The organism is uncultured Sneathiella sp. (genome assembly GCF_963973085.1).
GTDB lineage: Bacteria > Pseudomonadota > Alphaproteobacteria > Sneathiellales > Sneathiellaceae > Sneathiella.
In genome coordinates, this window is record NZ_CAXAXA010000004.1 from 258,771 (window position 1) to 285,605 (window position 26,835).

A 26,835-nucleotide genomic window follows, 5' to 3' on the forward strand; every position below is an offset into this window, starting at 1 on the left:
AATCGCTATATTAATTGCGTGTCAGGCGCAATGCGAATGGTCCCAGCAAGGTGATCGCTCCCATGGAAATGAACATCAGGCCCCAACCCATCGTGGACTCCGGCCCTCCTGCCTGATCCAGAACGATACCGGCAACAACGGGACCGATCATACCACCTCCGAAACCAAGAAAGCTGTGCACGGCCATTGTCGCCCCGCGAAGATCTGCGGGCGCACTCCCGACTGCACCAGCCGTAATTGAGGACGAGTCTGCCGTAATCATCACGCCGTAAAGCGCCGCCATGGCGACAACAAAAACAAACGGCATATGGGCGGTAAATCCGATCGTGAAAGAAAAGAAGAGACAAATAATCATGACAAGAGTGATTGATCGTTGCCGACCTATCCTGAGCGATAACTCATTTCCCAGCACGCTGGACGGTAGTCCCAGAAATACGGCGGCGGCTGTAATAACGGAAACGTCCATCCATGCTGGCGCCTCGGTAAGGGAATGGGAATAGGCCAGAAAAGCGAGCATAAAGGACCGCATCGCCACCAGTTCCCAGGTATGACAAATATAGGCCAGAATATAGCCCATGCTGAAACGATTGCTGAGTACAGGCATGTAGTTGAATATTTGCGACCAGGGCCGCCGCGTGTCCATCAGTTTGCGCGATGTCGACAACAGAATGATTGCGATGGCGATCGGCGGGCCTGCGATGGCAGAGATGAGCGCCAACTCCCAGCCTAGCCAAAGATTGACCTGACCGACGAGCAGAAAGGAAACGGCGGAGCCTGTGGAAAAGCTGGCGGTGTAAAATGCGATGGCGCGCGACTGATCCCCGGGCGGCAATCGGTCGGTCAGCAGCTTTAGACCCGGCATATAAGTACAGCCAAGTCCGGCGCCGGAAATAAACCGCCAAGGGAGCGCCGAGAAAAAATCATCGGCATGAAACGCGAACCCATAGGCCCCGATAAGGGCCATGAGGCATCCCGCAAGAAAGACCCCGCGCGCATCAATCCGGTCGGTCAGGGAGGTGGAAAGTGGCCCCACCAACGTAAATCCGAAGAAAAAGGCGGCGTTGATCCAACCCGCATCTTCCCCTGAAAGGTTCCAATGGTCGAAAAAGAACGGGGTTAACGCCGGAAAAGATGCAAAGGTCGACATTGCCATAATTTCCGCAATGCAGAGCGCAAGCGTCAGCCGGGGTCCGGACGGTGCCCGCCTCATATTTTAGGCGGGAGCTGTCTGCGCCAGAGATGGCCTTGCCGAGAACTTCTCATACCATGCGGCGAGTGCTGGGCGATTATTTCGCCATTGCTCAGGCCCAAATCGAAAATCGTGATACCCGAGCGCGCAGCCGACAGCGATCGTTCCAATGTTCAGTGTATCGCCATAACTTTCCGCCTGTCTCTCCATCTCATCGAGGCAATTTTCCATGGAGATTTTCAGGCGACCGTTCCAGCTCGGCGAGCCTTCGCCCTCAGGCATGATACTGTCTACGCGCCGTTGATAGGCCGCTTCCGTCATCCCATTTGCCATGGCATGAAGCGTCAGCACTCTCGCGCGCTCCAGCCCACTTCCCGGGAAAAGAGACGGGCCGCTGCCAACGCTGTCGAGATATTCACATATGACAAGAGAATCAAAAAGAACATCGCCGGTATCCAGTGTCAGGCTTGGCACTTTTCCGAGCGGATTGGCCGGGTTAATTCCCTTGAACATATCGCTATGATCCGAATCGACTATCTCAATCTCGTCCATAAGATGCTTCTCGATCGCTGTGATTCTGACCTTGCGAACGAAGGGGGACAGGGCGCTGTAACAGAGCTTCATGACGTCTCCTTTAGGGAACTGGCGACATAAAAAAAGAGGGGCGGAAAATTTCCGGCCCCTCATTGTGGTAGTTTTATGTGAAAAACGTCAACTGTTTATTGTGCGTCCCGCCACGGCAAGTGCCGCTTCCTTGACGGCTTCGTTCAAGGTCGGATGGGCATGGCAAGTTCGCGCTATATCCTCCGCAGATGCCCCAAACTCGATCGCCAACACACATTCAGAAATAATCGTGCCTGCGTCAGGTCCGATAATGTGAACGCCGAGAATTCTATCGGTTTTCTTGTCCGCGAGTATTTTAACGAACCCGTCCGTAAACCCGTTCGCCCGGGCACGGCTGTTGGCCATGAAAGGGACCTTGCCGACATTATATTCAATGCCTGCATCCTTCAACTGCTCCTCGGTCTTGCCGACTGTCGCAACTTCCGGCCAGGTATAGATGACGCCCGGAATGGCGTCGTAGTTGATATGGGGCTTCTGCCCTGCCATTTTTTCGACACAGACAACACCTTCATCTTCTGCCTTGTGCGCGAGCATCGGCCCTTCGATAACGTCACCAATGGCATAGATACCATCAACGCTGGACTTAAAATTCTTGTCCACGACAATCCGGCCCGCCTTGTCGGTTTCGACACCCAGGTCTTCAAGTCCCAGCCCCTCGGTATAGGGGCGGCGTCCGATTGCGACCAGAACCACATCGGCTTTAAGGGTTTCCTCATCCCCACCTTTCGCAGGTTCCATGGTCAGCGTAACGCTTGCTTTCGTCTTTTTCGCACCCGTGACCTTTTTACCGAGCATGAAATTAATGCCCTGTTTTTTCATAATCCGCTGGGTGTTTTTAGCAACTTCATTATCGGTTCCAGGAAGAATACGGTCCAGAAATTCGACAACTGTGACTTCGGCCCCAAGTCGGCGCCAGACGGTTCCCAGTTCCAGACCGATAACGCCCGCACCAATCACAACAAGCTTTTTCGGCACTTTCGGCAGATCCAATGCCCCCGTTGAGGACACAATCTGCTTTTCATCAATCTCCACGTTCGGAAGTGCCATTACATCGGAGCCGGTAGCGATCAGAATATTTTTCGCCTTAAGGGTTTGTGCCTCATCCCCGCTTACCTCAATACGGCCGCCGCCCTCAAGCGTGGCTGTTCCCTTGACGTAGGTCACCTTGTTCTTTTTGAACAGAAACTCGATCCCCTGTGTCAGGCCATCGACGGTGGAGTCCTTCTGCCCCATCATCTTTTTCAGATCAAGCTTGAGTGAACCCGTCGAAATCCCGCGTTCTTCGAAACTATGCTGTGCCTCTTCGAACAATTCCGATGACTGCAAAAGTGCTTTGGACGGAATACAGCCGACGTTAAGGCACACGCCGCCCAGTTTCCCGCGCTTTTCAACGCAGGCCGTTTTCATCCCGAGTTGAGCCGCGCGAATTGCCGCCGTGTAACCGCCCGGACCGCCGCCTACCACGACAAGATCGAAAGTTTCGTCGCTCATTTCATGCCTCGTTTCGAATTAAAATGATCAAAGATCCAGTAGCAACCGTTGCGGATCTTCCAATGCGTCTTTTACACGCACCAGGAACGTCACGGCTTCCTTGCCATCGATAATCCGGTGATCATATGTCAATGCCAGATACATCATCGGACGGATCTTGATTTCGCCTTTGACGACCATGGGCCGTTCCTGAATTTTATGCATGCCGAGCACGCCCGCCTGTGGCGGGTTCAGAATGGGCGACGACATCAGGGAGCCATATACGCCCCCGTTTGTAATCGTAAAAGTTCCGCCCTGCATATCGGCCATGCTGAGTTTACCGTCACGGGCCTTCTTACCGAGTTCCGCAATGCCTTTTTCAACGTCCGCAAAGCCGAGCTTGTCCGCATCGCGCAACACCGGCACAACAAGTCCGGAATCCGTACCGACGGCAATGCCCATATTGTAGTAGTTCTTGTATATCAGATCGTCGCCATCGATTTCCGCATTTACCGCCGGGGTTTCCTGAAGCGCTGCCACGCAAGCCTTGGTAAAGAACGACATAAAGCCCAGCTTGACACCATGCTTCTTGAGGAACAGTTCCTTGTATTCAGAGCGGAGGTCCAGCATCGCCGTCATATCCACCTCATTATAGGTGGTCAGCATCGCCGCCGTATTCTGGGCATCTTTCAGTCTCGCAGCGATACTCTTGCGAAGGCGCGACATCTTCACCCGCTCTTCGCGGTCTTCCTCAGAACGCGGGCCGGATGATGCGGCAGACGCCTCTTTAGCGGCAGGCTTCGGCGCTTCCTTTGTAGCTGACGAAGACTTGGACTTGCCACCATTTTCAAGGGCTTCCAGAACATCCCCTTTGGTGATACGTCCATCTTTACCCGTACCCGTGATTTGGCTGGCGTCTAGCCCTTTTTCATCAATGAGCTTTTGCGCCGCCGGCAGCACGTCCACCGAGGAAGAGTCAGGTGAAGGCTCTTCGGACTCGGTTTCAGGTTCCGGCGATGCTTTCGCAGCGGGTTCCGGTTTTTCCTTTGCCTCTTCCTTAACGGGTTTGGAAGCGGCACCTCCCGCGCCTTCTGCCAAATGCCCAAGCAATGCTCCGACTTCTACATCCTCGCCCTCGGCGACGATAATCTCATCAAGCCGGCCTGCTTCCGTCGCGTTCACCTCGAGAGTGACCTTGTCGGTTTCCAGCTCCAGTAACGGCTCGTCCTTCTCGACGGCATCGCCAACGCTTTTAAACCATTGCCCGACCGTTGCTTCAGTTACAGATTCCCCGAGTACGGGCACGCGAATTTCAACCGTCATCTTGATATCCTATTCCGATTTCACGCCAAGGGCGTCATCTACCAATGCGTTTTGTTGAAGAACATGCTTTTTTAGCAGTCCCGTCGCCGTTGACGCGGACGCGGTACGTCCAGCATATCTAGGGCGTTTGACTTTCTTCATCTTCAAATTTTCAAAGACTTTTTCCAGGTGCGGTTCGACAAATGTCCAGGCCCCCATATTCATGGGCTCTTCCTGACACCAGACGACTTCTTCGACATGCCGGAAATTCTTCATCTCTTCTTCCAGCGCCTGATATGGGAACGGGTAAAGCTGTTCGAGACGCAGGAAGTAAGTATCCTTTATCTCCAGTTCATCCCGCCGTGCATGCAGGTCATAATAAACCTTGCCAGAACACAGAACGACGCGTTTTACATCCTTGTCTGCGCATAGCTTCTCATTGTCATAAAGCACTCGGTGGAAGGTTGATCCGTCCGCCATATCCTCCAATGTTGAAACGGCGAGTTTGTGCCGCAGGAGAGACTTCGGCGTCATGACAACAAGTGGTTTGCGGAATTTTCGATGAATCTGGCGGCGCAACACATGGAAGTAGTTCGCGGGCGTCGTGCAGTTGACGACTTGCCAGTTGTCTTCGGCGGACTGCTGCAAATACCGTTCAAGCCGGGCAGAAGAATGCTCCGGCCCCTGCCCCTCATACCCATGCGGAAGCAGCATGACCAATCCACTCATCCGAAGCCACTTAGATTCACCGCTGGAAATAAACTGGTCAATGATAACCTGCGCTCCATTGGCAAAATCACCAAATTGAGCCTCCCAAAGGACCAGAGCGTTGGGCTCCGCCAGTGTATAGCCATATTCATAACCAAGGACGGCCGCCTCGGACAGCAGGCTGTCAATTACCTCAAAACGTGCCTGCTCACCACCAAGATTATCGAGTGGGACATAGCGATCTTCTGTCACCTGATCAACGATGACAGAGTGGCGTTGAGAGAAAGTACCGCGACCGCTGTCCTGTCCAGACAAGCGGACCGGAACCTTTTCCTTCAGAAGTGATCCGAATGCCAGTGCCTCGGCTGTTGCCCAATCGATATTCTCGCCTGTATCGATCATCTTCTTCTTGGCTTTCAGAACGCGCTGGAGCGTCCGGTGCACATTCAGACTTTCCGGAACTTCTGTGAGCTTCGCGCCTATGGCTTTTAGTTCATCAAGCGGTACACTGGTTGTCCCGCGACGCGCGCCCTCATCGGCCCGCTCGAAGCCCTGCCAGCGACCTTCAAACCAGTCGGCTTTGTTAGGTTTAAAGCTGTTGGCCGTTTCGAACTGCTTTTCGAGATATTCCTTGAAGTCGGCGATCATTTTCTCGACTTCTTTTTCCGAGAGGACATCTTCCGCAATAAGCTTCTTTGCGTATATCTGCATGGTTGTCGGATGCTGTGCAATCGTCCGATACATCAACGGCTGAGTGAAAGCCGGCTCATCGCCCTCATTATGACCGTGCCGACGATAGCAGAACATGTCGATAACGACATCAATCTGGAAAAGCTGCCGGAACTCTGTCGCAATTTTCGCCACATGGCAGACAGCTTCCGGATCATCACCGTTCACATGGAATATCGGTGCCTGAACCATCTTGCCCACGTCCGACGGATATGGGCTGGAGCGCGAGTATTTCGGGCTGGTGGTAAAGCCGATCTGGTTATTGACGACGAAATGAATAGTACCGGACGTCCGGTACCCTTTCAGTTCCGAAAGGCCGAAGCATTCCGCAACGATTCCTTGTCCGGCGAATGCGGCATCACCATGCATCAACAGTGGCATAACCTTACCGCCAACATCGGGGCCAATCTGAGCCTGCTTTGCCCGCGCCTTCCCCAACACAACAGGGTCTACCGCTTCCAGATGGGACGGGTTTGCCGTCAGTGACAAATGTACTTTATTGCCGTCGAATTCCCGGTCCGAAGAAGTACCCAGATGATATTTGACATCGCCCGAACCCTCAACGTCCTCTGGGTTGGCAGGTGTGCCCTGAAATTCCGAGAAGACAGCCCGAAAAGGTTTGGCCATGACATTTGTCAGAACATTAAGGCGCCCGCGATGCGGCATACCAAGGACAATTTCCTGTACACCCAGCTGACCCCCACGCTTGATGATCCCTTCCATCGCGGGAATAAGGGACTCCCCGCCATCAAGGCCGAAGCGCTTTGTGCCTGTATATTTGACATTGAGAAAATGCTCGAAACCTTCTGTTTCGATCAGCTTGCTCAGGATGGCAATCTTACCTTCCTTGGTGAAGGAAACCTCTTTATGGCGGCCTTCGATTCGCTCCTGTATCCAGGCTTTCTGGTCAGGCTCCTGTATATGCATAAACTCGACACCGATGGTCGAACAATAGGTCCGTTTTACGATGGCGAGAATTTCGCGAATGCTGCCTGTTTCGAGACCGAGTACGTTATCCAGAAAAATCTGCCGATCCCAGTCTTTTTCCGTAAAGCCGTATGTCGCTGGATTTAGCTCCGGATGCTCTTTCGGTATTTCAAGCCCGAGCGGATCAAGATTGGCTTTCAAATGCCCCCGCACGCGGTATGACCGGATCAACATCAAGGCACGGATCGTATCGATTGCCGCCGCCCGGACATCCTGTTGCGAGGCGCCTGACTTTGCCGCTTTCTCCGTTGCGCGGTTAGCGGCATCGCCGAGAATTTCATACTCATCCACAGGCTCAAGGCCGTTGGAAGGTGTCCAAGGCGCGCCGCGGGTTTCCGCTACAATTGTTTCCGCATCATCACCGAGAGACTGAAAATACTGACGCCAACTGTCATCAACGGAGTTGGGGTCATCTAGATAGCGCGCGTAAAGGTTCTCCATAAATCCGGCGTTGGATCCAAAGAGGAAGGAAGAATTATCCAGTTGTTGAGACATTTTGAGTAATCGGGCGGGACTGCCCCGCCCCCTTTAGAGCCAATTTAAAATTAATGGTTAACTCTAGCCCGTCAACCTTTCAAAACTCTTACCAAAGTCGAGCCTAAAGCGGACGGACTGTCAGAGACTGTAATCCCTGCACTGCGCATGGCGTCCATCTTGTCTTCAGCGCCACCTTTGCCGCCAGAAATAATCGCCCCGGCATGGCCCATACGTCGACCTGGAGGCGCGGTAACACCCGCAATAAATCCGACCACCGGTTTCTTCGTTTTCGAAGCCTTGAGGAATTCGGCCGCTTCTTCTTCCGCCGATCCGCCAATTTCCCCGATCATGATAATCGACTCTGTTTCATCATCCCCGAGGAACAGATCAAGACAATCGATAAAGTTGGTGCCGTTAACCGGGTCACCGCCAATGCCGATGCAGGTTGTCTGACCGAGGCCAGCCGCCGTTGTTTGCGCCACTGCTTCATACGTAAGTGTACCCGAGCGAGAAACAATGCCCACATTGCCGCGACGATGAATATGGCCGGGCATAATACCGATCTTGCATTCATCCGGCGTGATAATGCCGGGACAGTTCGGGCCGATGAGGCGAGAACCGCTGTCCTTCAACGCCCGCTTGACACGCACCATGTCAAGAACCGGAATTCCTTCGGTAATACAGACTATCAACTCGATTTCCGCGTCGATTGCTTCTAGGATCGCGTCTGCTGCGAACGGCGGCGGGACATAAATCACACTTGCATTGGCGCCGGTCTTTTCCCTCGCTTCACCGACAGTGTCAAATATCGGAAGGTCGAGATGTTTTTCCCCACCCTTGCCCGGCGTCACGCCACCAACCATCTTCGTGCCATAGGCTATTGCCTGCTCGGAATGGAATGTACCCTGTGAGCCTGTGAAACCCTGACAGATGACCTTTGTGTCCTTATTTACGAGAACGGCCATTACGCTGCCTCCTTCACTGCTTTAACAATTTTCTCCGCCGCATCCCCGAGATCATCTGCGGACAGAATGGGCAACCCAGATTCTGCCAGAATTTTCTTGCCCAGATCCACATTCGTACCTTCCAAGCGCACCACCAACGGAACGCTGAGCGCAACTTCCTTGGCCGCAGCAACTACCCCTTCAGCAATCACGTCGCAACGCATGATGCCGCCGAAGATATTTACAAGGATACCTTCGACATTTTCATCCTTCAGGATGATCTTGAAAGCTTCCGTGACTTTTTCCTTTGTCGCGCCTCCGCCAACATCGAGGAAGTTGGCCGGCGTACCGCCGTTCAACTGAATGATATCCATCGTCGCCATGGCCAGGCCTGCCCCATTCACCATGCAACCGATATTGCCATCGAGCTTGATGTAGTTGAGGTCATACTGCGCCGCTTCAAGCTCAGCCGGATCTTCTTCATCCGGGTCCCGCAATTCCGCTATCTCATTGTGACGGAAAAGCGCATTGTCATCAAAATTCATTTTCGCGTCCAGCGCGATAACATTACCGCTTCCGGTGATGACGAGAGGATTGATTTCAACAAGACTAGCGTCGGTGTCGACGATGGCCCGATACAGCGCCATGATAAATTTAACAGCCGCACCTACCTGCTTGCCTTCAAGTCCAAGTCCGAATGCAATCTTACGTGCATGGAACGGCATGATGCCAGTCGCTGGGTCAATGCTGACCATCAGGATTTTTTCCGGTGTTTCCGCCGCAACTTCTTCAATTTCCATACCGCCCTCAGTAGACGCCATGAAGGTTATGCAGTCCTTGGCGCGATCAATAATCGCTCCGAGGTAAAGTTCCCGCGCGATATCGCAGCCTTCTTCAATATAGACGCGCTTGACTTCCTTGCCTTCCGGTCCGGTCTGATGCGTTACAAGTTGCATCCCGATCATGGATTTTGCGGCAGACAGTACTTCTTCAGTGGATTTGACGACCTTTACGCCACCACCCTTGCCGCGTCCACCAGCGTGAATCTGGGCCTTCACCACCCAGACCGGCCCGCCAAGTTCCTGTGCAACTGTCTTGGCTTCTTCAGAGGTATAGGCAACGCCGCCCTTGGGCACCGTCACACCATATTTCGCAAGCAGGCTTTTTGCCTGATATTCATGAATATTCATTGTATTCCGTTATTGTTGATATTCAGAGACATGGATTTACATCGGTTTGGTATATTTTCCGGATTTTTCAAATCGTACGGTATAGCACCATAAAAAAGGGCACAACCGCTTATTGTTGTGCCCTTTCATTTTGCCCTCTAGCTTTTTAGGCTCGGATCTATTCCAACACAGGCCTCTATAAGGCCTTTCACCGCATCGACAGAATGATCAAACATCGCCTTTTCATCGTCGTTCATGTTGATTTCAACGATGCGCTCAATACCGTTTTCTCCGATGACCGTCGGCACACCAACATAAATGCCGTCCAGTCCATACGGTCCATCTACATACGCCGCGCAGGGCAGGACCCGCTTTTTGTCCTTCAGGTAGGCTTCCGCCATCGTGATAGCGCTAGATGCAGGGGCATAAAACGCCGAACCCGTTTTCAACAAGGCCACCACCTCAGCGCCGCCATTACGCGTGCGATCAATGATACCGTCAATTTTTTCCTGTGAGCTCCAACCCATCTTTATCAAGTCAGGTACGGGAATACCAGCTACTGTCGAATAGCGGATCAGCGGCACCATGGTGTCGCCGTGCCCTCCCAGGACAAATGCTGTCACATCTTCAACCGATACATCGAACTCTTCGGCGAGGAAAAGACGAAAACGCGCACTATCCAGTACACCGGCCATGCCGACAACCATGTTGTGTGGCAGGCCGCATTTTTCGCGAAGCACCCAAACCATGGCATCCAACGGATTGGTGATGCAGATAACAAAGGCGTTCGGCGCGTATTTCTTGATGCCTTCACCAACGGACTGCATAACCTTGATGTTGGTTCCCAGCAGGTCATCGCGGCTCATCCCGGGCTTGCGGGCAATCCCTGCCGTAACGATGCAGACATCCGCACCTTCGATTGCGCTGTAATCATTTGCACCGGAGAGGTTTGAGTTGAAACGATCCACGGGAGAAGAGGACGCGATATCAAGCGCCTTGCCTTGCGGCAGTCCTTCCGCAATATCAAAAAGAACAATGTCGCCTAATTCTTTCAAGCCGGCGAGATGAGCAAGGGTACCGCCAATATTCCCGCTGCCGATCAGGGCAATTTTTTTTCGAGCCATTACATTCTCCGAAGCAATAAGATGGGAGGGCTCTCTGAGAAGACAGAAAGTCCTCTTGTGAATATTATCGTGGGTACTAGCGCGTTTCCCAGCCGAGAGCAAGATTGTCAGGAAAATTATTGCCAATTTTTTGCAGTCCTGGAAAATTAATCCTCTGATTAGAGGTAATGACAATTCCAATTAGGAAATTACGCCAGACTAACAGCGATCTAAGGGCCCAAAAATGATACAAAAAATGAATCAAAAGCCGGACTGGTCGTTGCAAGAAAGAGATCATGTCTATACAGATCAAATTCAGGCGCCAATTCAGGCGCCCGTAATAATAATAGAAGTTTCTGCGCTTTCATGACTGATGTATCCGGCCCGCTAGACGCCTATCGAAAACTGCTCTCGCTGAATGAGCTGCAACCCGACCCGATACAGCGTCTGGCGATCGAGAAACTGCAGACCCTGCATCGGCGCCTCATCAATTACGACCCAAGCACAAGCACAAACTGGACGCATTTCTTCCGTCTCGGCCCCCGCAAACCCCGCGTTGAACCGCCACAGGGCTTATATATTTACGGAGATGTCGGGCGGGGCAAATCCATGCTGATGGATCTGTTTTTCGAGACAGCACCCATTGCGCACAAACGGCGGGTTCATTTCCATGCCTTCATGCTGGAAGTTCACGCCTTCCTGCATAAACAACGACAGAAAACAGATAAGGATGATGAGGATCCAGTGGTTGCTCTCGCCGATTCCATTACTGAGTCGGCGTGGCTGCTGTGCTTCGATGAATTTCAGGTAACGGATGTTGCAGATGCAATGATCCTCGGCCGCCTGTTTGAATTTTTGTTCGATCGGGGCGTTGTCGTTGTCGCAACGTCAAACAGGATTCCAGTTGATCTTTACAAGGATGGCCTCAACCGGCAACTTTTCCTCCCTTTTATTGCAATGCTGAAAGAGCAGCTGGATATCCTGCATCTTGACGGAGGTCGGGACTATAGACTTGAACGGCTGGCAGAGCATCCGGTGTATTTTTCGCCGCTTGACGACCATGCCGCTGCCGAAATGGACCGTATTTTCGAGGAACTGACGGAAGGACGAGAAATCGCTCCACAGACCCTGACAACTCAAGGGCGTGAACTAAAAATAGAGATGGCGGCCCGCGGGGTCGCTCGCCTCTCTTTTGAAGAACTCTGCGCACGGGCGCTTGGCGCCTCTGACTATCTGACCCTGACGGAACATTTCCATACCCTACTACTGGAAAATGTTCCGCAATTGTCACCCGCACGCCGAAACGAATCCAAACGGTTTGTGACGCTCATCGATATCCTTTATGAAGCAAAAACCAATCTGGTGATTTCCGCCGAAGTACCAGCTGAAGATCTTTATCCGAAAGGCGACGGCAGCTTTGAATTTGCCCGCACCGTCTCACGACTGATGGAAATGCGATCAGAAGACTATCTGAAAGGATAGGTCGCAAGGAACCTGACACAAGCGTTTCTTTTTAAGCCTGACCTGTTATAGTTTTGTCAGGCAGCAAAAAGGATCAAAAAGATGACTGCACCCGCATTTCCCGATATGGCCAACATAAAGAAGCGCCTTTTAATCGACGATGATATTGTCGCCGCGGTTTCCAGCTTAACCGCGGGCTCGGACGATCCACGTATCCTGATCTCCATTTCTCGCTCACTGATGGCCAACTCCTCCGTTGTTGAAGAACTGCAAAATCAGTTGCACGGCCAGATCGTTGGCGCGGTCAGTATCCTGACCGAGCATACGCCATACGACAAGGTATTCGAGCTTGTCGATGAAATTAAGTCCAGCAAGGCAACGCATCTTCTTTCAATCGGCGGCGGAAGCGTTATTGACGGTGGGAAAATAGCGCTCCTCGTGGCCAACTTGCAGGTCAAGGACGCCGAGGCGCTCGAAGAACTTGCCGGCTCCCTTGGAAATACAAAGGACATCGAGACCTGGCCAATACAGCATATTGCGGTACCAACGACACTTTCCGGCGCCGAGTTTACGCCGATTGCCGGAGCCACCAGCAGCATTACCGGCAGAAAAACGGGGTTTTCCCATGCTTTCCTGCTGCCGGATAATATAATTCTTTGCGCACCTCTCTCCCTGCACACCCCCGAAAAGCTCTGGCTGTCGACGGGTATTCGCGCTGTCGATCACGCTGTGGAGACGATCTGCGCCCCGGGCGTTGATCATGAAATCGCTGAATTTTGCGCCAATGGTCTCGCACTGCTATATCGCAGCATGATTGAAACGCGCAAAGATCCCGAAAGCCTTATTTACCGGGAGAGTAGTCAGCTTGGCGTCTATTATGCAACGGCCGGGATATCCCGTTACAGAATGGGAGCAAGTCATGGTCTTGGATATCTTCTAGGGGTTCTGGGTAACGTCCCGCACGGCATCACGTCCTGCGTCTTCCTGCCCGCAGTCCTCACGTACAACCTGCCCGTAACGGAAGACCCGCAAACGCGGATTGCCGGGGTCCTGGATGTTGACTCCGCATCGGATGTTTCCCCGGCGTTGAGAGACTTCATCGGCGCCCTCGGCCTGCCGAACAAACTAAGCACGCTGGGAATTTCCGAAGAGGCAATTGCCGAGATCAAATCATCGGCACTTATCCATCCCGTGGTACAGGCGAATCCGCGTCCCATTAAAACAGTTGAGGATGTTGCCGAAATTATGGCTCTTTCCGGCTAATCCGGCTTGGCGGCGCAATTAATCCTAAAGCTATTTGGCAAAGTGGCGGTGCCGTGTTTCCTTATAGACAAAAATAGCTACGAGCAGGGAAAGCCCAGTCGTTCCGGCAACCCAATATGCGGGAACGACCGGATCACCTGTTGTCGTAATCAGCCAGGTCACAATCAAAGGGGTTAATCCACCAAACAGGCCGACCGCTATATTATAGGAGACCGCATAACTCGTGCATCGGACAGAGGCGGGCAGCATTTCCACATTTGCCACCGTCACTGAACTCGAAATACAGGCAAAGCCAAATACAAACCCGAGCTGGCCAAGGAAAATCAGCATCGTCTCTGCAGAATGGATCATTTCAAAAAAGGGTACGGCACCGAAACATAGGACCATATAACCGAGAATAATGATCGGTTTGCGGCCAAACCGATCAGACAGGATGGACGTAATAGGAATGAGCAGAAGCAGGATAATCATGCTGCCGGTATTTATATTGAGCGCCTCTTCTTCCGGAAGCTTGTCGATCACCTTTAAATAAGTCACGAGATAGACAAACGCCACGTAGAATGTAACGGCATAACCGATATCCAGCAGGATGACTTTGATAACGTCACCATAATGCGTGAAAAATGTATCCCGCACCGGCGTTTCGGAACCGATATTCTGCTCCTCGGCATGAATTGCCCTACGGACCAGATAGCAAGTCAGCGCAACAAGCGCACCCAACAGGAAAGGTGCGCGCCATCCCCAGTCAGCAAGCGCCTCGGATCCAAAAACTGCGGCCGCACCCGCGCCTATTCCAGAGCCAAGCATAATGCCGAAAATTGCGCCCCACAGACTCCACATGGCGAAAAAGGAACGTCGGTTTTCCGGCGCCTTTTCAACCATGAACACGACCGAGCTGGTATATTCACCGCCGACAGAGAGGCCTTGGATCATTCGCAGGATGACAATCAATATCGGCGCTGCAATTCCGATTGCCGCATAATTCGGCATGAGCCCGATGAGCACTGTCGGAATGGCCATAGAAAGAACGGATAAGGTCAGAACCCGCTTGCGCCCAAAAACATCGCCAATCCTGCCAAAAAGGATTCCCCCGATCGGTCGCATAAGAAAGCCGGCTGCAAAAGCCCCGAACGCGGAAATGAGCGAAACAGCCGGGTTTTCAGACGGAAAGAACTGAGCGCCAATAATACTAGCAAAATAACCATATACAGCAAAATCATACCATTCCATGATATTGCCAACCAGTCCGGCCATTATCACCGATCTCCATTTGGATATCGGCATTCTGGATGGCGCGTTGTTGTCTGCAGAAGTATCCGACATTACTCAACCCTCAGTCGCTCAATTTTGCTATGCCGAGATATTTGCCGCATATTGGTGTGAGGTCAAGATATTCAATTAAAGGTTACCTTAATTTTAGCGATATGCTATTTCCATAGCTCACCAATCGTTGCCTGAATAGCCGCCTGATCTTCCGTCGATTTATTCTGACCGAGCTTGGCCTTACCCTCGATCCGCTCTATCGGAATTTCAAAAGCGGTAATGCCGCGCATCAACCCGTCAAGACGTTTTGAATCGAGCTGGTCGGGGTTCCATGGCTGAGACAGTTCTTTCTCATTGTCAAACGTCAATCGCTCCAGTAACCGGCGGACAGAGCCCGTATCCTCAATAATTTTAGGCATACCGTAAGCATGGACAGCTACATAGTTCCAGGTCGGGACGTTGGTGTTTGACGCATAATAGCTGGGTGAAATATAGGCATGGGGTCCTTGAAAAATCACCAGCGCTTCACTCTGCTCCAGGACTTTACCATGCGGGTTGGCCCGGGCCATATGGGCGATTAGTGTCCCATTCTCTCCCCGTGTTTCATCATAGGAAAATGGCAGGTGGGTTGCGAGCGGTACCCCATCCTCCCCCGTTGAAACAAGGATTGCGAAACTTGCTTCTGGTAAAAGCCGTATCAGGGTTTCCTTGCCCGGAACAGAAAAATGCGGAGGGACATACATTGGTTTTATTCCATAAAAAAGGCCGCTTCAAAATGCGGCCTTACTTTATTGATAAATTGGACCCAATCCAGCGCCAATTCCTTTTAATCTATAGGGCCACTCTACCGGCGTTCCACCATCATCTTTTTGATCTCGGCGATCGCTTTCGCCGGGTTCAGGCCCTTGGGGCAGGTATTGGTGCAGTTCATGATCGTGTGGCAGCGATAGAGCCGGAACGGGTCCTCAAGATTATCGAGACGTTCCCCGGTATGCTCATCGCGGCTGTCGATGATCCAGCGATAGGCCTGCAACAGGATAGCTGGCCCCAGGAACCGATCCGAGTTCCACCAGTAACTTGGGCAGGAAGTCGAACAACAGGCGCACAGGATACATTCATAAAGCCCGTCGAGCTTCTCCCGATCCTCTCTTGATTGCAGACGCTCCTTTGATGGTGGTGGTGTTTCCGCCTGAAGCCAGGGCTGGATCGACGCATATTGCGCATAAAAATTGGTCAGGTCCGGGACCAAGTCCTTCACTACCGGCTGATGCGGCAGCGGATAGATGTTGATGTCGCCGTCCATCTCATCCATGCCTGTGGTGCAGGCCAAAGTATTCGTCCCGTTGATATTCATCGCGCAGGAGCCGCATATTCCTTCCCGGCAGGAGCGACGGAACGTAAGGGTCGGATCAATCTCGTTCTTGATCTTGATCAGGCCGTCCAAAATCATCGGACCGCAGGTGTCCAGGTCGACATGATAGGTATCAATGGCCGGGTTCTTGTCGTCATCCGGCGACCAGCGATAGACATTGAATGTCTTGAGATTGGTTGCCCCTTCAGGTCCCGGGTATGTCTTGCCCGTGCCGACCTTCGAGTTTTTTGGTAATGTCAGTTCAACCATGTCTAATCCCTAACGCGCCTAGTACACACGTGCTTTTGGTTTAATATAATCAATCTCATCTGTCAGCGTATAATCATGAACCGGACGATAGTCGAGTTTCACGCCCTCCGTATCGCTGTGATAAGTCAGCGTATGCTTCATCCAGTTTTCATCATCGCGATCAGGGAAATCCTCATGGGCATGTGCTCCGCGACTTTCCTTGCGGTTTTCTGCCGCTGTCATGGAGACGACCGCCTGCCGGATCAGATTGTCCAGTTCCAGCGTTTCCACCAGATCTGAGTTCCACACAAGAGACCGGTCCGTCGTCTTGATGTCGGGCATCTGTTCCCATACCTTGTTGATCTTCTCAACGCCTTCAGCGAGGGTCTTACTGGTCCGGAACACGGCGCAGTCATCCTGCATCACCCGCTGCATATTGTCGCGCACGGTTGCCGTCGAACTGCCGCCATCGGCATTACGAAACTTGTCTAGACGCGCAAGAGCTTCGTCACAGGCATCTGCGGGAAGTGGAGCATGGGCAGCCCCGGGCGTCACGACATCTTTCGCACGAAGCGCCGCAGCGCGGCCGAAAACCACAAGGTCAATCAGAGAGTTTGACCCCAATCGGTTCGCGCCATGCACAGACACACAGGCCGCTTCACCAACGGCCATCAGGCCGGGTACGATCGCATCGGGATTGCCATCTTTCAAATCGACAACTTCCGAATGATAATTTGTCGGAATACCGCCCATGTTGTAATGCACCGTTGGCAGCACCGGGATCGGTTCCTTATGCACGTCAACGCCGGCAAAAATCCGGGCGCTCTCAGAAATACCCGGAAGACGTTCGTCAATCATTGCCGGATCGAGATGATCGAGATGCAGATAGATATGATCATTGCGAGGTCCGACACCACGACCTTCACGAATTTCCAGAGTCATGGAACGACTCACCACATCACGGCTAGCTAGATCTTTCGCATGAGGCGCATAACGCTCCATAAACCGTTCGCCTTCCCCGTTCACAAGGAAGCCGCCCTCACCGCGCACACCCTCGGTAATCAGGCAGCCCGCGCCATAAATGCCCGTCGGATGAAACTGAGTGAACTCCATATCCTGAAGCGGTAGTCCGGCGCGCAGCACCATACCACCGCCATCGCCTGTACATGTATGGGCAGAGGTACAGCTGAAATAGGCGCGACCAAACCCACCCGTCGCCAGCACGACCATATGTGAGCGGAAAAGATGCAGGGTGCCATCCTCAAGACTGAGGCAAAGCACGCCCTTGCAGGAGCCATCCTTGTCCATGATCAGGTCAAGGGCAAAATATTCAATGAAGAATTCAGTATCATGCTTAAGCGACTGACTGTACAGCGTATGCAGCATCGCATGTCCGGTCCGGTCCGCAGCCGCGCATGTCCGCTGTGCAGCAGGACCTTCACCAAACTGCGTTGTCATACCGCCGAAAGCACGCTGATAGATCTTTCCTTCTTCCGTACGGCTAAAAGGCATTCCGAAGTGTTCAAGCTCCAATACGGCAGCGGGCGCTTCCCGGCACATATATTCGATAGCGTCCTGATCGCCGAGCCAGTCTGACCCCTTGACGGTATCATACATGTGCCATTGCCAGTTATCTTCGCCCATGTTGCCAAGCGAGGCCGAAATACCACCCTGCGCCGCCACCGTGTGGCTTCTGGTTGGGAATACTTTAGTAACAGCGGCCGTTTTCAGGCCGGCCGCGGCCATGCCCATGGTCGCTCTCAACCCCGCGCCGCCAGCGCCGACAACAACCACGTCATATTTATGTTCTGTAATAGGATAGGCTTCAGACATTTTTTGTACTTTAACTCCCAAGCGCCAGCTTCAAAACGGCCAGAGCAGCAGCCAATCCAACGGCCGCACATAAGAAACTGTTAAGCAGCAAGAGAACGAATTTCGTGCTTTCAGTATGAATGTAATCTTCAATAACCACCTGGAGACCAAGCTTCATGTGATAAAACATGGCGACGATCAGCAATAGCATGACCAGCGCGGCAAAAGGAGTACCAAGAACGTAGCGCACATGGGTGTAATCCGCGCCGACAAGGCTCATCACATAAGCAAGCGCAATGATAAACAGCGGGATCATGGCAATCGCCGTGACCTTCTGATGCCACCAATGGGTTGTTCCATCCTTGGCAGAACCAAGACCCCGAACTTTTTTAAGCGGTGCTTTCATTGCCATGCTCAGGCCCCCATTCCGTAGGCGATTATCCATGTGAGAAGCGTCAGCACGACAGAAGCAATTATCGCTGCCATACCGGTTTTCCTCATGGTCGGCAATTCAAACCCCTTGCCCATATCCCAGAACAGATGACGAATACCATTGCAAAGATGATAAAACAGCGACCAGGTAAAACCGAACAGAACCAGTTGCCCAAACCAGGAAGAGATAAATGCACTGACCGTCGCATAGGCCTCTGGTCCGCTAGCAACAGCAATCAGCCACCAGGTCAGCAACAAAGTGCCCACACCCAGCGCGATGCCCGTTGCACGGTGCGTAATTGAGGTAATCATCGTGATCTGAGGTTTATAAATCTGCAGATGCGGCGACAACGGTCGTTCAATATTCGCCATGAGAAAATCTTTCTCGCTTATTAGTTTTGATACCTGTTATTCATTTGGGGGGAGTTTAATCCTCCACCTATCCAAGTCAACATAACCTTTAATCTATTTATAACGAGATCGTCTTTTTTGGCAAGACAACCCAGTAATCGAGATCGAGAACGACAGCGGGATCGCGCTTGCCATCTGCCGTTTTATCCGGGAAGCCTTCACAGGGCGTATCCTTCGCCGCCAACGTACGGATACGAAGCGCGCCTGCGGTCTGACAATCCGACAGTTCGGCTTTCTCCAGGACTTCACTCCAGGCATAAATCGTATGTCCGGCAAAAGTTGGCGCAGTATGGGAGCCCCCGTTTATGGCGGCAACAAGCTGGGCATTGCCAAGGCCGTTGAAAGATAGCGCTCGTGCCATGCTTATTATATGCCCCCCATATATCAATCTGCGGCCAAAGCGATCATTCTGCATCTGGTGCTGATTGAAATGAACCTTGGCTGTATTCTGATACAGCCGCGTCGCCATCATATGTTCGGCTTCTTCTATTGTCATGCCATCCACATGATCGATTTTTTCCCCGACTTCATAGTCTTCAAAAAAATGAGGAGAACCGGCCAGCGTCGCATCATAGCCCGAAAAATCCAGACCGCCGGGTATCGAAAGGAGCGCTGGATCAACGCGCTCCGGCAAATCCGGAACAACTGCTTCCGGTGCAGCGGCGGATTCATCTTTCTTGCGAACCATTACCCAGCGGACATAATCAAGAACAGTCGCCCCCATCTGGTTGGTGCCCGTAGAGCGCACATAGACTACCCCCGTCTTACCGTTGGAATTTTCCTTCAGTCCGATAACCTCAGAACTTGCCTGAACTGTATCGCCCGGGAAGACTGGCGCCTTGAACTGCACATCCGCGTAGCCAAGATTGGCGACTGCATTCAGGGACACATCGGGCACGGTTTTACCGAAAACGATGTGAAAAACGAGAAGATCATCGATAGGAGCGGCATCAAGACCACATTCCATCGCAAAACTGTCCGCTGACTGCAGGGCAAAACGTCCGCCATAAAGCGCCGTATAGAGCGAGACGTCCCCCTCGGTGATCGTGCGGGGTGTCGCATGATTGAGAACCTGGCCGACCCTGAAATCCTCGAAATAATTGCCGGGATTTGTTTTGCTCATTGTCATCCCTTTCCCTTACTCGGCCGCCGCCGCAATTGCATCCGCCAGAGCAACTTTTGCCTTGGCAATTTCCACATGAAGATTTTCAACGAGCTTGCCGTCCACAAGAACAACGCCCTTCCCTTCTTTCTCAGCCGCCTCGAAGGCTTCGATGACCTTCCGGGAGTGCGCCACCTCTGCTTCGGATGGCGCAAACACGTCATTGGTCGAGGCCAGCTGTTTCGGGTGGATCAGGGTCTTACCGTCAAACCCCAGCTCCAGCCCCTGAACACATGAATCGTGAAATCCGTTCTCATCGTCAAGGTCCAGGTAAACTCCATCCAGAACCGTCAGCCCATATGCACGCCCCGCCAGCAAGCACAGACCAAGCGACGTTATAACCGGCAAGCGAAGCGGCGTATGCTGCGCCTGTAAATCTTTTACCAGATCCGATGTTCCCATGACGAAACAATCGACCCTGGGACTGGAAGAGGCAATTTCTTCTGCCTTCAAAATACCGAGCGGCGTTTCCATCATACACCAGATTGTCGTTGTTTCAGGCGCACCGGCCGCTGTCATGATCTCTTCAAGTTTCTTAACCTGATCCGCGCTTTCAACTTTGGGCAGCAGAATAGCATCCGGCCCTGCCTTGGCGGCGGCGACAATGTCATCCTCTCCCCAGGGCGTATCAAGTCCATTGACCCGAATGATGATTTCGCGTTTTCCATATCCTCCTGAGGCGGCATTGGCGCAAACAATGTCACGGGCTTCCGCTTTCTTGTCCGGCGCAACGGCATCTTCAAGGTCAAGTATCAGGCCATCTGCCGCAAGAGATTTCGCTTTTTCCTGTGCGCGGGCGTTGGAGCCGGGCATGTAGAGGACTGACCGACGGGGGCGTATTGATTTTGTCATTATTGATCCCTGGGCTTTGATGCCCTTACTTTTTTCCTGATACTAGGTGAGAATTTCGAGCATATCATAATAGGTTTCTGCTGCGATGCAATAAGCAGATCAGTCTCTATACTCAACCGCCCCGGCATCCGCGCATTTACCGATAGGCCGCGGATTGCCAAAAAAATCGATATCCACTTTTTGATCTGCGGCGCAAATGTCGATTGCCTCGCTGCCGTCCGGCAACCTGTAGTCTCCGTCATCAATATCAACAAAGACATCATCAAAATCGGCATCCATAAAATTACCGACAACAACCACACCTTCAGAATCGCCGAAAATATCATTGGCGATATTATTGGCGATTAGACTGTTTTCTACAGGCGGACCGCCGTTCTGCCGCCGGATCGTAATGGCGGCGGGTCCAGGCTCAAAATAGTCAACATCCAGAACCGTGTTATGCTGGATACGAACATTGCGCGCGCCTAAAACGGTAATCCCATGGAAGTTATCCACGATGACAATATTATTCTCGATGATCCAGTCCTCATAAACACCACCGAACATCCCTATTCCTTGGAGTTCACACCGGTATGGTTGGTCAAAATCCTCGAAATTGAGAATTAGATTGCGGCGCAATATGACGTCCTTGACGACCCCCGCCGCAATCACGCCGTCGGCACTCATAGACCATGACTGAAATCCATCCGCATGATTCCGGTTCACCTGATAGCAGTTTTTGACGACATTCCCCTCAAACAAGGCGTGATCGCCAAGTCCGCGCAACCCGTCCCCGGAAAAATTTTCTATATGATTATTCACAACCGCGCTGTTGTCTCCGTATATCGTTATTCCAAAATTGACGTTTTTGATCCGGTTATTTTGGAATTCTGTATAATCCCCGGCAGAGAAAATGCCATCGATTGCCTGTTCGTTCCAATCCACATCCGACCAGTCAGAAATATCCGCGACGGTATAGATGGAGAAGTCATTAACGGTAATATGCTGTGAATTTTCATCAACCCGGACGTGATAACGATATTCCTGTTTCCTTTGTCCGCTTGACGTCACCGTAAGTCCCTGCAAATGCCAGTTTGAGCTGCCCAGAATGTCGACTATCTCGAACACAGGTTTCTGATCCTGACCTGCCAGAATCGTTGTTCTCTCGAACATCTTTTTATTTTCAACAAGCAGTCGGCCGTAATTGCCGGTCGCTAGGATGACGCGATCTCCGGCCTTGACAATATCATCATCGATAATCTGTTGCAGGTCTCGCCAGGGAGTGTCCGCGTTCCCATCACCGGAAAAGTTCGTGGCTGCGCCCGGATCCACATAATGATCCCGCGCCATTGAGAGAGACGAAAATGCAGGCAAAAGCATAAGAAGCGATATCAGCGCGACTAAATTAAAAAAAGCTCTTGTCATTTCCGCCTCCGGCTATCAGTTCACAAAACGGCACAGCGTCAGGATACAAGAAAGATAGCAGACGCGGGAGATAAGTTTAGGGCAGTCGCCACGCATGGTCACGACTGCCCCATATTTTAAAGTATTCTCTCGCGTATCAGGCCGCTTTTTTCAGGTATTCCCTGCCAATCAGCTCCGCGATCTGTACCGTGTTAAGCGCCGCGCCTTTACGAAGGTTATCTGACACGCACCAAAGATTAATACCATTCTCGATGGTTGGATCATCGCGGATACGTGAAATAAACGTCGCATAATCGCCAACGCACTCAACCGGCGTCACATACCCGTTTTCTTCCGGGTTATCGACAACCATGATACCGGGAGATTCCCGCAGGATATCCCGGGCCTGATCTGCTGTGAGTTCGTTTTCAAACTCAATATTGACGCTCTCCGCATGGCCAACGAAAGTCGGAACGCGAACGCAGGTCGCTGTCAGCTTGATTTTCGAATCAATGATCTTCTTTGTTTCGACCGTCATCTTCCACTCTTCCTTGGTATAACGGTCGTCCATGAACACATCGATATGCGGGATAACGTTAAACGCAATCTGCTTGGTGAACTTTGACGGTGTTGGCGTATCGTTTACATAGATACCCTTGGTCTGTGTAAAAAGCTCATCCATCCCTTCATTTCCCGCACCTGACGTCGACTGGTAAGTCGAGACGACGACGCGCTTGATAACGGCCGCGTCATGAAGAGGTTTCAGCGCGACAACGAGCTGCGCAGTCGAACAGTTCGGATTGGCAATGATATTTTTACGCGTATAGCCGGCGGCGGCTTCCGGATTAACTTCCGGTACAACAAGCGGGACATCCGGATCCATGCGGAAATGCGAGGAGTTGTCAATGACGATACACCCTTGCGCCGCAGCCCGTGGGCCAAATTTCGCAGAAACAGTGCCGCCCGCAGAAAACAATGCGAAATCTATTCCGGTGAAGTTGAAATCATCCAGCGCCTTAACTTTCAGCGTTTTGTCGCCAAAAGAAACTTCGCGCCCCACTGACCGTTTTGACGCTAGCGCGATAACCTCTGTTACGGGGAACTGCCTTTCGTGCAGTATATTCAGCATTTCACGGCCCACATTCCCGGTGGCGCCGACTACGGCTACTCTATATCCCATTTTCCTATCTCTTTGTTGCCCCGGAACAGGCGCTCCGGGCGTTAAATAAATCGGTCTTTCCGCAAGCTTATCCGTTTGCCGTGTCCAACTCCCGGATGATGGCATCGCCCATTGCTGTCGTCGATACCTGCGTCATGCCCTTGGACATGATATCGCCAGTGCGGATGCCACTTGCAAGGACTTTTTGCACAGCTGTCTCAACAAGGTCCGCTTCGTCGCCCATATCGAAGCTATATCGCAACGCCATGGCGTAAGAAAGAATAGTCGCTATCGGGTTAGCGATCCCTTGCCCTGCAATATCCGGTGCTGATCCATGAACCGGCTCGTAAAGAGCTTTACGGCGTCCGGCTGCATCAACATCACCCAACGAGGCCGAGGGCAACATCCCCAGAGACCCGGTCAACATGGCTGCACAATCGGAGAGGATGTCTCCAAAGAGGTTATCGGTGACGATCACGTCAAATTGTTTCGGCTTACGCACCAGTTCCATAGCGGCCGCATCGGCGTACATATGGCTAAGTTCCACTTCCGGAAATTCAGCATCATGGATTTTCGTCACTTCCTCGCGCCAAAGCACTCCAGATTCCATGACATTGGCTTTTTCGCTGGAACAAACGCGATTATCACGCTTTTTCGCCAGTTCGAATGCAACGCGTGCAACACGATGAATTTCCGGCGTCGTGTAGACCTGTGTGTTGATCCCCCGGCGCACGCCATTTCCCAGATCTTCGATCCCGCGCGGCTCTCCAAAATAGACGCCGCCCGTCAGTTCCCGGACAATCATGATATCCAGACCACTCACCAGTTCCGGTTTCAAACTGGATGCATCCACCAGCGCATCGAAACAGACCGCCGGTCGCAAATTGGCAAACAGCTCAAGGTCTTTACGAAGGCGTAACAGGCCGCGTTCCGGTTTGATGGAGAAATCAAGATTATCCCATTTCGGCCCTCCAACCGCGCCCAGAAGCACGGCGTCCACATTCTGTGCCTTGTCGACCACTTCGTCGGTGATCGGTATGCCATGCGCATCGATGGAGGAACCGCCGACAAGGTCTTCTTCAATTTCGAAGGAAACGGCGCGGTTATCTTCCATCCAGCTGACAATACGGCGTACTTCGCCCATCGCTTCCGGGCCAATGCCGTCACCCGGCAGGATCAACAAGGATTTATTAGATGCCATCGTAAAACACTCTCAAAGAATAGAAGGAGATTTATAGCCAGGGCTGGCTGAGTTTGCGGGTTTCTTCATATTCGGCGACCTTGTCTTCCTTCTTCAAGGTCAAACCGATTTCATCAAGACCCGTCAACAGGCAATGCTTGTTGAAATGATCGATGTCGAAATGAATAACGCCGCCGTCGGGCCCCCGGATTTCCTGTGCTTCCAGATCTATAGAGATTGTCGCATTTGATCCGCGATCCGCATCTTCCATGAGCTTTTCAAGATCTTCATGGGAAACCTCAATCGGCAGAATTCCGTTCCGAAAACAGTTGTTATGGAAGATATCCGCAAAGCTTGTGGAAATCACACAGCGAATCCCGAAATCGAGCAACGCCCATGGCGCATGCTCCCGACTGGAACCGCAACCGAAGTTATCCCCTGCAATGAGAATTTCCGCGTTCCGGTAGGCCGGCTGGTTCAGCACAAAATCTTCGACTTCCTCGCCATCATCCCCATATCGCATTTCTGCAAACAGGTTTTTACCCAACCCCGCGCGCTGAATGGTTTTGAGATATTGTTTGGGAATGATCATATCTGTATCGATATTGACCAAGGGCATCGGCGCGGCAACCGCCGTGAGTTTATTGAACTTTTCCATTTTCTTGTTCCTCTATCCCAAATCCCGAACGTCTGTCAGGTGCCCAGTTACCGCCGCCGCCGCCGCCATTGCCGGGCTGACAAGATGCGTACGCCCACCACGGCCCTGGCGACCCTCAAAATTACGGTTGGAGGTCGAGGCACAACGGTCTCCCGCGTCAAGCTTATCCGCATTCATAGCCAGGCACATGGAACAACCCGGCTGGCGCCACTCGAATCCGGCGTCGGTAAATATCTTGTCGAGACCTTCTGCCTCTGCCTGAATTTTAACGAGGCCGGACCCTGGAACGATAATCGCGTTCACACTGTCCTTGACTTTCTTGCCTTCAACAACCTTTGCAACAGCCCGCAAATCTTCGATCCGTCCGTTCGTGCAGGACCCTATAAAGACGTGGTCAACTTCAATATCGGAAAGCTTCATGCCGGCCGTCAGCCCCATATATTTAAGGGCCCGCTCTGCCGCGCCACGCTTGCCTTCATCGGCAAAATCGCTTGGTGCTGGAACATATCCCGTAATCGGCAAGGCATCTTCCGGGCTCGTTCCCCAAGTAACGTAGGGGATCAGCTCAGACGCATCTAACTCGACTTCCTTGTCAAACTTGGCGCCCTCATCGGAATTCAGCGTTTTCCAATAAGCAACGGCCTGCTCGAATGTGCCGGCTTTCGGCGCATATGGACGACCTCTAACATATTCAAATGTGACATCATCGGGCGCAATCAGGCCAGCGCGGGCGCCTGCCTCAATCGTCATATTACAAAGGGTCATCCGCCCTTCCATGGAAAGGGCACGAATTGCATCGCCAGCATATTCAATCACATGGCCGGTTCCGCCCGCAGTTCCAATTTTACCGATAATAGCAAGCGCGACATCTTTCGCCGTAACGCCCGGAGGAAGATCACCATGAACCGTCACCCGCATGTTCTTGGCTTTTTCCTGAACCAGTGTCTGGGTTGCCAGCACATGCTCGACTTCCGATGTTCCTATCCCATGGGCAAGCGCACCAAATGCACCATGGGTCGAGGTGTGAGAATCACCGCAAACGATTGTCATGCCCGGCAAGGTCAGCCCCTGCTCTGGACCAATGATATGAACGATGCCGCGCCGATCGTCGGTCATTGAGAAATAAGGTACACCAAATTCCGCAGTGTTGGCTTCCAACGTATCGACCTGAAGCTTGCTTTCAGGATCAGTAATGCCTTTCTCAATGTCCTTGGTTGGAACATTATGATCGGCAACCGCAAAAGTCGCATCAGGACGCCTTACTTTACGGCCCGCGACCCGCAAACCTTCAAAGGCCTGCGGACTGGTAACTTCGTGAACAAGATGGCGATCAATGTAAAGAATATAGGCTTCGTCTTCCAGTTGATCCACAACATGGCTGTCCCAGATTTTATCATACAAGGTTCTAGGGGTTCCCATTGTTCTTCCTCGCATCCCGTCAATTAATCTTGTTCCAAACTTACCAGAAACCTGGCCTTCCGTAGGTCCCGTGCCCGC

23 protein-coding genes are annotated in these 26,835 nt (G+C 52.2%); 2 read left to right on the plus strand and 21 right to left on the minus strand.

Going from position 1 to position 26,835, the window contains the following annotated elements:
• Positions 1–10: 10 nt before the first annotated feature.
• From AACZ19_RS11955 to mdh, 8 genes are all read right to left on the minus strand, one after another.
• Entirely contained in the window at positions 11–1,147 is a 1,137-nt protein-coding gene (locus tag AACZ19_RS11955) for an MFS transporter (protein ID WP_339634209.1), read from the minus strand.
• A gap of 66 nt (positions 1,148–1,213) precedes the next feature.
• Positions 1,214–1,813: a glutathione S-transferase N-terminal domain-containing protein gene (locus AACZ19_RS11960; RefSeq protein WP_339634211.1), complete on the minus strand. Its 600-nt coding sequence runs from the start codon at positions 1,811–1,813 to the stop codon at positions 1,214–1,216.
• Between the two features lie 87 nt (positions 1,814–1,900).
• The gene (gene lpdA, locus AACZ19_RS11965; protein WP_339634213.1) at positions 1,901–3,304 is read right to left on the minus strand and encodes a dihydrolipoyl dehydrogenase; all 1,404 of its coding nucleotides are present in this window, start codon (positions 3,302–3,304) and stop codon (positions 1,901–1,903) included.
• Positions 3,305–3,331: 27 nt separating this feature from the next.
• On the minus strand, positions 3,332–4,606 hold the full coding sequence (gene odhB / locus AACZ19_RS11970; protein ID WP_339634215.1) for a 2-oxoglutarate dehydrogenase complex dihydrolipoyllysine-residue succinyltransferase: 1,275 nt from the start codon (positions 4,604–4,606) through the stop codon (positions 3,332–3,334).
• A gap of 9 nt (positions 4,607–4,615) precedes the next feature.
• Positions 4,616–7,504 carry a 2-oxoglutarate dehydrogenase E1 component gene (locus AACZ19_RS11975; protein ID WP_339634216.1) on the minus strand — a complete coding sequence of 963 codons (2,889 nt, stop codon included), beginning with the start codon at positions 7,502–7,504 and terminating at the stop codon, positions 4,616–4,618.
• A gap of 71 nt (positions 7,505–7,575) precedes the next feature.
• Positions 7,576–8,451 carry a succinate--CoA ligase subunit alpha gene (gene sucD, locus AACZ19_RS11980; protein ID WP_339634218.1) on the minus strand — a complete coding sequence of 292 codons (876 nt, stop codon included), beginning with the start codon at positions 8,449–8,451 and terminating at the stop codon, positions 7,576–7,578.
• Positions 8,451–9,620, minus strand: coding sequence for an ADP-forming succinate--CoA ligase subunit beta (gene sucC, locus AACZ19_RS11985; RefSeq protein WP_339634220.1), 1,170 nt, complete (start codon positions 9,618–9,620; stop codon positions 8,451–8,453). The genes sucD and sucC overlap by 1 nt, the downstream gene beginning before the upstream one ends.
• A gap of 137 nt (positions 9,621–9,757) precedes the next feature.
• The gene (gene mdh / locus AACZ19_RS11990; protein ID WP_339634222.1) at positions 9,758–10,723 is read right to left on the minus strand and encodes a malate dehydrogenase; all 966 of its coding nucleotides are present in this window, start codon (positions 10,721–10,723) and stop codon (positions 9,758–9,760) included.
• Positions 10,724–11,068: 345 nt separating this feature from the next.
• Here mdh and zapE point away from each other — a divergent pair, with 345 nt between their 5' ends.
• Together zapE and AACZ19_RS12000 are read left to right on the plus strand one after the other, a co-directional pair.
• On the plus strand, positions 11,069–12,184 hold the full coding sequence (gene zapE / locus AACZ19_RS11995; RefSeq protein ID WP_339634224.1) for a cell division protein ZapE: 1,116 nt from the start codon (positions 11,069–11,071) through the stop codon (positions 12,182–12,184).
• Between the two features lie 81 nt (positions 12,185–12,265).
• Positions 12,266–13,426 carry an iron-containing alcohol dehydrogenase gene (locus AACZ19_RS12000; protein ID WP_339634226.1) on the plus strand — a complete coding sequence of 387 codons (1,161 nt, stop codon included), beginning with the start codon at positions 12,266–12,268 and terminating at the stop codon, positions 13,424–13,426.
• A 30-nt stretch (positions 13,427–13,456) separates the two neighbouring features.
• Here the strand turns inward: AACZ19_RS12000 and AACZ19_RS12005 are convergent, their stop codons facing one another.
• The 13 genes from AACZ19_RS12005 to leuC form a co-directional block, all read right to left on the minus strand.
• Positions 13,457–14,680 (minus strand): MFS transporter, encoded by a 1,224-nt coding sequence (locus AACZ19_RS12005; RefSeq protein ID WP_339634228.1) that lies wholly within the window; start codon positions 14,678–14,680, stop codon positions 13,457–13,459.
• A 173-nt stretch (positions 14,681–14,853) separates the two neighbouring features.
• Positions 14,854–15,432, minus strand: coding sequence for an FMN-binding negative transcriptional regulator (locus AACZ19_RS12010; RefSeq protein ID WP_339634229.1), 579 nt, complete (start codon positions 15,430–15,432; stop codon positions 14,854–14,856).
• Positions 15,433–15,533: 101 nt separating this feature from the next.
• The gene (locus AACZ19_RS12015; protein WP_339634231.1) at positions 15,534–16,310 is read right to left on the minus strand and encodes a succinate dehydrogenase iron-sulfur subunit; all 777 of its coding nucleotides are present in this window, start codon (positions 16,308–16,310) and stop codon (positions 15,534–15,536) included.
• 18 nt (positions 16,311–16,328) lie between these two features.
• A complete protein-coding gene (gene sdhA, locus AACZ19_RS12020) occupies positions 16,329–18,122 on the minus strand; it encodes a succinate dehydrogenase flavoprotein subunit (protein WP_339634233.1) in 1,794 nt (597 codons plus the stop codon).
• Positions 18,123–18,132: 10 nt separating this feature from the next.
• Positions 18,133–18,513, minus strand: coding sequence for a succinate dehydrogenase, hydrophobic membrane anchor protein (gene sdhD / locus AACZ19_RS12025; RefSeq protein ID WP_339634236.1), 381 nt, complete (start codon positions 18,511–18,513; stop codon positions 18,133–18,135).
• Between the two features lie 2 nt (positions 18,514–18,515).
• Entirely contained in the window at positions 18,516–18,905 is a 390-nt protein-coding gene (sdhC, locus tag AACZ19_RS12030; protein ID WP_339634238.1) for a succinate dehydrogenase, cytochrome b556 subunit, read from the minus strand.
• Between the two features lie 97 nt (positions 18,906–19,002).
• On the minus strand, positions 19,003–20,067 hold the full coding sequence (locus tag AACZ19_RS12035) for a MaoC family dehydratase (RefSeq protein ID WP_339634240.1): 1,065 nt from the start codon (positions 20,065–20,067) through the stop codon (positions 19,003–19,005).
• 15 nt (positions 20,068–20,082) lie between these two features.
• Positions 20,083–20,958: a CoA ester lyase gene (locus AACZ19_RS12040; protein WP_339634241.1), complete on the minus strand. Its 876-nt coding sequence runs from the start codon at positions 20,956–20,958 to the stop codon at positions 20,083–20,085.
• Positions 20,959–21,057: 99 nt separating this feature from the next.
• A complete protein-coding gene (locus tag AACZ19_RS12045) occupies positions 21,058–22,362 on the minus strand; it encodes a right-handed parallel beta-helix repeat-containing protein (protein WP_339634243.1) in 1,305 nt (434 codons plus the stop codon).
• A gap of 136 nt (positions 22,363–22,498) precedes the next feature.
• On the minus strand, positions 22,499–23,521 hold the full coding sequence (locus AACZ19_RS12050; protein ID WP_339634245.1) for an aspartate-semialdehyde dehydrogenase: 1,023 nt from the start codon (positions 23,519–23,521) through the stop codon (positions 22,499–22,501).
• A 67-nt stretch (positions 23,522–23,588) separates the two neighbouring features.
• Complete coding sequence (gene leuB, locus AACZ19_RS12055) at positions 23,589–24,701, minus strand: 3-isopropylmalate dehydrogenase (RefSeq protein ID WP_339634247.1); 1,113 nt, start codon at positions 24,699–24,701, stop codon at positions 23,589–23,591.
• A 31-nt stretch (positions 24,702–24,732) separates the two neighbouring features.
• Positions 24,733–25,338, minus strand: coding sequence for a 3-isopropylmalate dehydratase small subunit (gene leuD / locus AACZ19_RS12060; RefSeq protein WP_339634249.1), 606 nt, complete (start codon positions 25,336–25,338; stop codon positions 24,733–24,735).
• A 12-nt stretch (positions 25,339–25,350) separates the two neighbouring features.
• Complete coding sequence (gene leuC / locus AACZ19_RS12065) at positions 25,351–26,757, minus strand: 3-isopropylmalate dehydratase large subunit (protein WP_339634251.1); 1,407 nt, start codon at positions 26,755–26,757, stop codon at positions 25,351–25,353.
• Positions 26,758–26,835: the final 78 nt, after the last annotated feature.